The 8009-nt window shown below is 72.0% G+C and carries 5 protein-coding genes; 1 reads left to right on the top strand and 4 read right to left on the bottom strand.

The annotated features are described in order from the left end of the window. Window positions 1-84: 84 nt before the first annotated feature. The 3 genes from ABD308_RS00100 to metH all read right to left on the bottom strand — a co-directional run bounded on the left by ABD308_RS00100 (window position 85) and on the right by metH (window position 6327). Window positions 85-1686: an ABC transporter substrate-binding protein gene (locus tag ABD308_RS00100; RefSeq protein WP_344321746.1), complete on the bottom strand. Its 1602-nt coding sequence runs from the start codon at window positions 1684-1686 to the stop codon at window positions 85-87. Between the two features lie 289 nt (window positions 1687-1975). After that, the gene (locus ABD308_RS00095; protein WP_344321743.1) at window positions 1976-2677 is read right to left on the bottom strand and encodes an HAD family hydrolase; all 702 of its coding nucleotides are present in this window, start codon (window positions 2675-2677) and stop codon (window positions 1976-1978) included. 140 nt (window positions 2678-2817) lie between these two features. Then, a complete protein-coding gene (metH, locus tag ABD308_RS00090; RefSeq protein WP_344321737.1) occupies window positions 2818-6327 on the bottom strand; it encodes a methionine synthase in 3510 nt (1169 codons plus the stop codon). A 177-nt stretch (window positions 6328-6504) separates the two neighbouring features. Between metH and ABD308_RS00085 the strand changes: the two genes are divergently transcribed. Further along, window positions 6505-7572, top strand: coding sequence for a glycoside hydrolase family 18 protein (locus tag ABD308_RS00085; protein ID WP_344321730.1), 1068 nt, complete (start codon window positions 6505-6507; stop codon window positions 7570-7572). 3 nt (window positions 7573-7575) lie between these two features. Here the strand turns inward: ABD308_RS00085 and ABD308_RS39520 are convergent, their stop codons facing one another. Continuing rightward, window positions 7576-7971 carry an SRPBCC family protein gene (locus ABD308_RS39520; RefSeq protein ID WP_425554655.1) on the bottom strand — a complete coding sequence of 132 codons (396 nt, stop codon included), beginning with the start codon at window positions 7969-7971 and terminating at the stop codon, window positions 7576-7578. Window positions 7972-8009: the final 38 nt, after the last annotated feature.

The raw sequence follows: 8009 nt of genomic DNA, 5'->3' as shown, positions 1-8009 counted from the left end.
CCCGCAGCGCGGAGCAGAGCACGTCCAGCGGCAGCGGCCGGGCGGTGCGGGCGGGCCGCCGTGTCGCGCCGTGGGCGGTGGGGGCTACTTGCCGCTGCGGCCGATCTCCCAGAACCGGAAGAAGCCGGTGGTGTCGACGGTGGACTCCACGCCGGTGATGTTGGAGCGGGAGGTGAAGAACGCCTTGTTCTGGAACAGCGGGATGAGCGGGGCGTTGGTGGCGACGATGTTCTGGATCTGGGCGTAGCTGCCGCCGGCGGCGGCGCGGTCGGTCTGCTTGAGGGTGTCGGGCACCAGCTTCTGGCTGATCTGCGGGTCGTCCCAGCCGTGGTGGTACGAGCCGCCCTCGACGATCAGCGGGGCGACGTAGTTGTCCGGGTCCGGGTAGTCCGCGAACCAGCCGATCGTGTACAGCTGGTACTTGCCCTCGTTCCAGCCCTTCTTGTAGGTGTCCCAGTCGGGCTCCTGCTGGACGGTGATCTGGAACAGACCGCCGGCCTCCAGCTGCTTCTTCAGGGTCTCGGCCTCGGCGGCCTCGGCGCGCGAGCGCGACCAGGTCAGGGTGAGCTTGACCGGGGTCTGCACCTTGGCGGTGGTGAGGATCGCCTTGGCCTTGGCGACGTCCTGGTCGCCGTAGCGGTCGAAGAAGGCGGTGGTGTGGCCGGTGACGCCGGCCGGGACCATCGAGTACAGCGGCTGGACGGTGCGCGCGAAGACGTCACGGGCCAGCGCCTTGCGGTCGACCAGCTGGGCGGCGGCCTGGCGGACGGCGACGTTGCCGGCGGTGGCGTCCTTGGTGTTGAAGACCAGGTAGCGGGTGTCGTTGCTGTCGCCCTCGACGACGCGCAGGTCGGTCCTGCCGCCCTGCTGGTCGGTGAGGATCTGGGCGGCGGTGTTCGGCTCCAGGCTGTTGTCGGCGAGGTCGACCTCGCCGCTGTCCAGCGCGGCCTTGAGGTCGGCCGGCTTGTCGAAGTAGCGCAGCGTGAACTTCTTGTTCCGCAGCCTGGCCTCGCCGGTGTACTTGTCGTTCGGCGAGAGCACGACCTTCGCCGGGCCGCCCTTGGCCATCGCCTCGACCGAGTCGATCTTGTACGGGCCGGAGCCGATCTGCTTGTCGTTGGGCAGCGCCTTGTCGGCCGGGTAGACCTCCTGGTCGATGATGGCGCCGGCCGGGCCGGCCAGCTTGGCCGGGAGGGTGGCGTCGGGCTGGCCGAGGCGGAAGACCACCTCGGTGTCGTTGGGCGCCTCGACGGACTTGATGGAGGAGAGCAGGCCGGCCGGGCCGTTAGGGTCGTTGATCTTCAGGGTCCGCTGGACCGAGAAGACGACGTCGGCGGCGGTGAGCGCGTGGCCGTTGGAGAACTTCAGTCCGCTCTTGAGCGTGCAGCGGTACTCGGTGGCGTCGCCGGTGCCGAACGAGCAGGACTCGGCGGCGTCCGGGGTCGGCGCGCTGGAGGCGGCCGGGTAGCTGAGCAGCGACTGGAAGGTGTTGCGCATCAGCAGCCAGGAGCCGGCGTCGTAGGCGACGGCCGGGTCCAGCGAGTTGGTCAGCGCGGTGGTGCCCATGGTGATCGCCTTGTCGCCGTCCCCCTTGACGGCGTCGGTGACCGAGCCGCAGCCGGCCACCGAGGCGGCGACGATTCCGGCGCAGCCGAGCACGGCCAGTCGTTCAGCTGAAGTCTTCACGGGTCGCGTCCTTCTGGGGTGCGGTCCGGCTGCGACCGCGGGCACGACGGGGGTGCCCGTCAGCGGCGGTGCCTGGGCTCGGGGGTGGAACGAACCCGAGTAGCGTGCCATATCGAACACACACCCCCGGCACCCGCACAGGTGACGGTTGGGACACGGTGGCGGGGCCCTGGTCAGGCCTGTCCGAAGAGTTGTCAGGCAATGCCCGTTTTCTCCCGTGACGCTCCCCGGGACTCGCCGGTCAGGTCCGCTTAGCGGTCGCCGCCGCTACCCCGCAATGAGACGACAATCACACTCGCGAGGCGACCAGGGAGCGCAGCAGCTCCAGGTCGACCTGCTCCAGCGAGGAGAGCACCAGCCGCCCCGGCGCCGGCTCGATCGGCGCCACCGAGGGCACCGCGATCACCGGGCAGCCGGCCGCCTCGGCGGCCCGCACCCCGGTCGGCGCGTCCTCCACCACCACGCAGCGGGCCGGGTCGGCGCCCAGTCGGCGGGCCGCCTCCAGGTACGGGTCCGGGTGCGGCTTGGTGCGCGGCACCTCGTCCCCGGCGACCGAGAACGCGAAGTTCTCGGCGCCCAGCGAGCGCAGCACGATGTCGATGATGTGCCGGTGCGAGGCGGACACCAGCGCGGCCGGCACGCCGTGCGCGGCCAGCGTGTTGAGCAGCCGCTCGGCGCCCGGCATCAGCGGCACCCCGCCGCCCAGCAGGTCGACGAAGCGCTGGTTGATCAGCACGGTCAGGTCGGCCGGCGACAGGTCCACGCCGGTGCTGCTCAGCAGGTGGTCGATCACCCGGGTCATCGGGCCGCCGACCACGTGGGCGCGGTCCTCGGCGCTCAGCCGGTGGCCCAGGTCGGCGAAGAGGGTGACCTCCGCCTGCCACCAGTAGTCCTCGGTGTCGACCAGCGTCCCGTCCATGTCCAGCAGCACCGCCTGGAGGCCCCGGTCGTCTCCGCCGAGGAGCTGGGTGGCGGTGGAGATGGTGGTCATGGCGGGATCCTTCCGTCCGTGCCCGGATCGGCCCCGGGGATGGCACGGGCCGGCCCGCTGGTGAGCGGACCGGCCCGTTCAGGATCATCCAGAATACGCCCGGGTCGCCCGGATCGGGCGAACGTTGCGCGACCCGGGTGTTACCGGGCGTTGAAGTACTTCGCCTCCGGGTGGTGGATCACGATCGCGTCGGTGGACTGCTCGGGGTGCAGCTGGAACTCCTCGGAGAGCACCACGCCGATCCGCTCCGGCTTCAGCAGCTCGGCGATCTTGGCGCGGTCCTCCAGCTCCGGGCAGGCCCCGTAGCCCAGCGAGAACCGGGCGCCGCGGTACTTGAGCGCGAACATGTCCTTGACGTCCTGCGGGTCCTCGTCGCCGAAGCCCAGCTCGTAGCGGACCCGGGCGTGCCAGAACTCGGCCAGCGCCTCGGCCAGCTGGACGGACAGGCCGTGCAGCTCCAGGTAGTCGCGGTAGGAGTTGTTCGCGAACAGCTCGTTGGCCGCCTCGGAGATCCGGTTGCCCATGGTGACCACCTGGAGGCCGAGCACGTCGCGCACCCCGGACTCCTCCGGGCGGAAGAAGTCCGCCAGGCAGAGCCGGCGGCCGCGGCGCTGGCGCGGGAAGGTGAAGCGGGTCCGCTCGGTGCCGTCCTCGTGGAAGACGATCAGGTCGTCGCCCTTGGAGTTGGCCGGGTAGAAGCCGTAGACCACGGCCGCCTCCAGCCAGCCCTCGGTCTGCAGCCGGTCCAGCCACATCCGCAGCCGCGGCCGGCCCTCGGTCTCCACCAGCTCCTCGTAGGACGGGCCCTCGCCGTTGCGGGCCGCCTTCAGGCCCCACTGGCCCTTGAACAGGGCGTCCTCGTCCAGCCAGGAGGCGTAGTCGGCGAACGGCACGCCCTTGACGATCCGGTCGCCCCAGAACGGCGGCTCGGGCACCCGGTTGTCCACCGCCACGTCGGAGCGGATCTGGCCGAGGTTGACCTCCTCGACCTCCTCGACCTCCACCCGGGCGTGCCGGCGCTGCTTGAGCTCCGGCAGGACGGCGCCGGGCACCCCGCGCTTGACCGCGACCAGCGCGTCCATCAGCCGCAGGCCCTCGAAGGCGTCCCGGGCGTAGCGGACCTCGCCCTCGTAGATCTCGTGCAGGTCCTGCTCGACGTAGGCGCGGGTCAGCGCGGCGCCGCCGAGGATCACCGGGTAGTCGGCCGCCAGCTTGCGCTGGTTCAGCTCCTCCAGGTTCTCCTTCATGATCACGGTGGACTTGACCAGCAGGCCGGACATCCCGATGACGTCCGCGTTGTGCTCCTGCGCGGCGTCCAGGATCGCCGAGACCGGCTGCTTGATGCCCAGGTTGACCACGGTGTAGCCGTTGTTGGACAGGATGATGTCGACCAGGTTCTTGCCGATGTCGTGGACGTCGCCCTTGACGGTGGCCAGCACGATGGTGCCCTTGCCCTCGTCGTCGGACTTCTCCATGTGCGGCTCCAGGTGGGCCACCGCGGTCTTCATGACCTCGGCCGACTGGAGCACGAACGGCAGCTGCATCTGGCCGGAGCCGAACAGCTCGCCGACCACCTTCATGCCGGCCAGCAGCGTGCCGTTGACGATCTCCAGGGCCGGGCGCTGGGTCAGCGCCTCGTCCAGGTCGGCCTCCAGGCCGTTGCGCTCGCCGTCGATGATCCGGCGCTGGAGGCGCTCCTCCAGCGGCAGCGCGGCCAGCTCCTCCGCCTTGGAGGCCTTGACCGAGGCCGAGGAGACGCCCTCGAACAGCTCCAGCAGGCGCTGCAGCGGGTCGTAGCCCTCCCGGCGGCGGTCGTAGACCAGGTCGAGCGCGGCCTCGCGCTGCTCCTCCGGGATCCGCGCGATCGGCAGGATCTTGGAGGCGTGCACGATCGCCGAGTCCAGGCCGGCCTCCACGCACTCGTGCAGGAAGACCGAGTTGAGGACGACCCGGGCGGCCGGGTTGAGGCCGAAGGAGATGTTGGACAGGCCCAGCGTGGTCTGCACCGCCGGGCGGCGGCGCTTCAGCTCGCGGATCGCCTCGATGGTCTCGACGCCGTCCCGGCGGGACTCCTCCTGGCCGGTGGCCAGGGTGAAGGTCAGGCAGTCGACCAGGATCGAGCCCTCGTCGATGCCGTAGTCCGCGGTGAGCTCGGCGATCAGCCGCTCGGCGATCTCCACCTTCGTGTCGGCGGTGCGGGCCTGGCCCTCCTCGTCGATGGTCAGCGCGATCAGGCCGGCGCCGTGCTCGCGGGCCAGCGAGGCGATCCGGCCGAAGCGCGACTCCGGGGCGTTGCCGTCCTCGTAGTTGACCGAGTTGAGCACCGCGCGGCCGCCGAGCGCCTCCAGGCCCGCCCGCAGCACCTCGGGCTCGGTGGAGTCCAGCACGATCGGCAGGGTCGAGGCGGTGGCCAGCCGGCCGGCGATCTCCTTCATGTCGGCGACGCCGTCGCGGCCGACGTAGTCCACGCACAGGTCCAGCAGGTGCGAGCCGTCGCGGATCTGGTCGCGGGCGATCTCCACGCAGGCCTGCCAGTCGCCGGCCAGCATCGACTCGCGGAACTTCTTCGAGCCGTTGGCGTTGGTGCGCTCGCCGATCGCCAGGTACGAGGTGTCCTGACGGAACGGCACCGACTGGTACAGCGAGGCGGCGGCCGGCTCCGGGCGCGGGTCGCGCGGCGCGACCGGGCGGCCCTGCACCCGCTCGACCACCTGGCGCAGGTGCTCGGGCGTGGTGCCGCAGCAGCCGCCGACCAGCGACAGGCCGTACTCGCGGGTGAAGACGTCGTGCGCGTCGGCCAGTTCGGCCGGGCTCAGCGGGTAGTGCGCGCCGTCCTTGCCCAGCACCGGCAGACCGGCGTTCGGCATGCAGGACAGGCCGATCCGGGCGTTCTTCGCCAGGTAGCGCAGGTGCTCGCTCATCTCGGCCGGGCCGGTGGCGCAGTTCAGGCCGATGTAGTCGACGCCCAGCGGCTCCAGGGCGGTCAGCGCGGCGCCGATCTCCGAGCCCAGCAGCATGGTGCCGGTGGTCTCCACGGTCACCTGGACCAGCACCGGCAGGTCCAGGCCCGCCTCGGCCAGCGCCTGCTTGGAGCCCAGGATCGCGGCCTTGGTCTGCAGCAGGTCCTGGCTGGTCTCCACCAGCAGGGCGTCCGCGCCACCCGCGATCAGGCCGGCCGCGTTGCGCCGGAAGCCCTCGCGCAGCGTCTCGTACGGGGCGTGGCCGAGGGTCGGCAGCTTGGTGCCGGGGCCGATCGAGCCGAGCACCCAGCGCTGCCGGCCGTCCTCGGCGGCGTGCGCGTCGGCGGCCTCGCGGGCCAGCCGGGCACCGGCCTCGGAGAGCTCGAAGACGCGCTCGGAGATCTCGTACTCGCCGAGCGCGGAGTGGTTGGCGCCGAAGGTGTTGGTCTCCACGCAGTCCACGCCCACCGCGAAGTAGGCGTCGTGCACCGAGCGGACGATGTCGGGCCGGGTCAGGTTGAGGACCTCGTTGCAGCCCTCCAGGTTCTGGAAGTCCTCCAGCGTGGGGTCCTGCGCCTGGAGCATGGTGCCCATCGCCCCATCGGCGACCACCACGCGGGTGGCGAGCGCCTCGCGCAGCGCGTTCGCGCGGCTCTGCTGGGGGACGGACGGGGTGGCTGCGGTGGCCATGGGGCTTCTCCCTGGGTGCGACGGCTGTCGGCTTTGCGAACCCGCTGAATCGGGGACGCACGTGGCCAGGGTATCGGGCCCCCGGCGGGAGGAGGCCACCTGTTCCGTATCCTGAGCGTTCGACCACGAGGGGGGAGTCGCGGGATGACCGCATTCCGGACGGGGATTCGAGACGCCGTGCGTGGGGCGTGGCGCTGGGCGGGGGCCCGGGCGAGGGCGCTGCGGACACGCTGGCGGGGCTGGTCGCGCTGGCGGAAGGCCCTGGTGGTGGCGGGTGTGGCGGTGGCCGTGGTGACCGTGCCGGTCGGCTCGGCGGCGCTCGCGCTGCGGCTGCAGTACGTCGGCGACCCCTCCCCCGAGGCCCGCAGCCGGGGCCGCGACGCGGTCTGGCTGGGCCACGCCTGGGTGGACGGCCGGAAGGGTGACGCCGACATCACCGCGCTCGCCCGGCGGCTGGCCGGCACCGGCATCCGCGACCTGTACGTGCACACCGGCCCCTTGGAGCACGACGGCTCGCTGCCGCCCACCGTGCATCCCCGCGCGCGCTGGTTCACCGAGGCCGCGCACCGGGCGCTGCCCGGGATCCGGGTGCAGAGCTGGCTGGGCGACGAGGTGAAGCCGGAGAAGGACGCCCTCGACCTGGAGGACGCCGCCACCCGCGAGCGGGTCACCGCCTCCGCCGGGCAGGTGCTGGACCTCGGCTTCGACGGCGTGCACTTCGACATGGAGCCGATCCGGCCCGGCTCGAAGGGCTGGCTCGCCCTGCTCGACGCGGTCCGCCCGGTCACGGCCGGCCGCGGCGCCGTGCTGTCGGTGGCCGCCCCGCAGATCGACCCGCTGCCGTACCAGCACAACGTCGGCATCGCGCTCACCGGCCACGGCAAGTGGTGGGACCAGGCGTACTTCGCGGCCACCGCGCGCCGGGTCGACCAGGTCGCGGTGATGACCTACGACTCCAGCATGCCGACCGAGGGCTTCTACGGCGCCTACAACGCCTACCAGACCGAACTCGCCCTGGAGGCCACCCCGGAGGACGTCGACCTGCTGATGGGCCTGCCGTTCTACTGGGAGGACGAGTGGGGCCACTGGGGGAGCGCCGAGACGGTGACCGCCGGGATCCGCGGCATCCGGCTGGGCCTGGGCCGGTACGACCTGCAGCGGCGCAACTTCGGCGTCGGGCTGTACGTGGACTTCGCCGCCACCGAGCAGAACTGGGCCGACTACCGGCGCGACTGGGTGCGGTGAGGGCTACCGCGCCATCCGGTGGGCGAGCGCGGCCAGGAAGCGGTGGACGGTGGCGCCCTCGCCGGTCACGTAGTGCGAGACGGCCCGGTAGAGCGGCTGGTAGACCTCGCCGCGTTCGGTGACGGTGAGGGCGCAGCCCGGGCCCGCCGGGGTCAGGGTGAACGTCCAGGTGCCGCCGTACGGCAGGTCGGGGTCGGCGATTCCGGTCACCAGGCGGTGCGGGGGATCGCTCTCGACCACCTCGTAGGTGGTGTGGCCGTGCCGCCCGTACTCGCGCCAGCGTGCCAGTCCGGCCGCCGTGGCGGGCAGCCGCTCGACCTGTGACACGTCGGGGCGCCAGGCCGGGAAGAGCTCGACATCGGTCAGCACGTCCCAGACCGCTCCGGGCGGCTGCGCCAGCTCCAGGCCGCCCCCGGTGACGTGCTCCGCCGGCAGCC

Origin of the sequence: Kitasatospora putterlickiae (genome assembly GCF_039527695.1) — a bacterium.
Classification (GTDB): domain Bacteria; phylum Actinomycetota; class Actinomycetes; order Streptomycetales; family Streptomycetaceae; genus Kitasatospora; species Kitasatospora putterlickiae.
Note: the sequence above shows the minus strand (reverse complement) of the source record. Positions and strands in the feature narration are given on the sequence as shown.

Excerpts from the sequence above, each read along its gene's own strand:
- metH (WP_344321737.1), bottom strand. The coding sequence starts at position 6,327 with ATGGCCACCGCAGCCACCCCGTCCGTCCCCCAGCAGAGCCGCGCGAAC.
- ABD308_RS00095 (WP_344321743.1), bottom strand. The coding sequence starts at position 2,677 with ATGACCACCATCTCCACCGCCACCCAGCTCCTCGGCGGAGACGACCGG.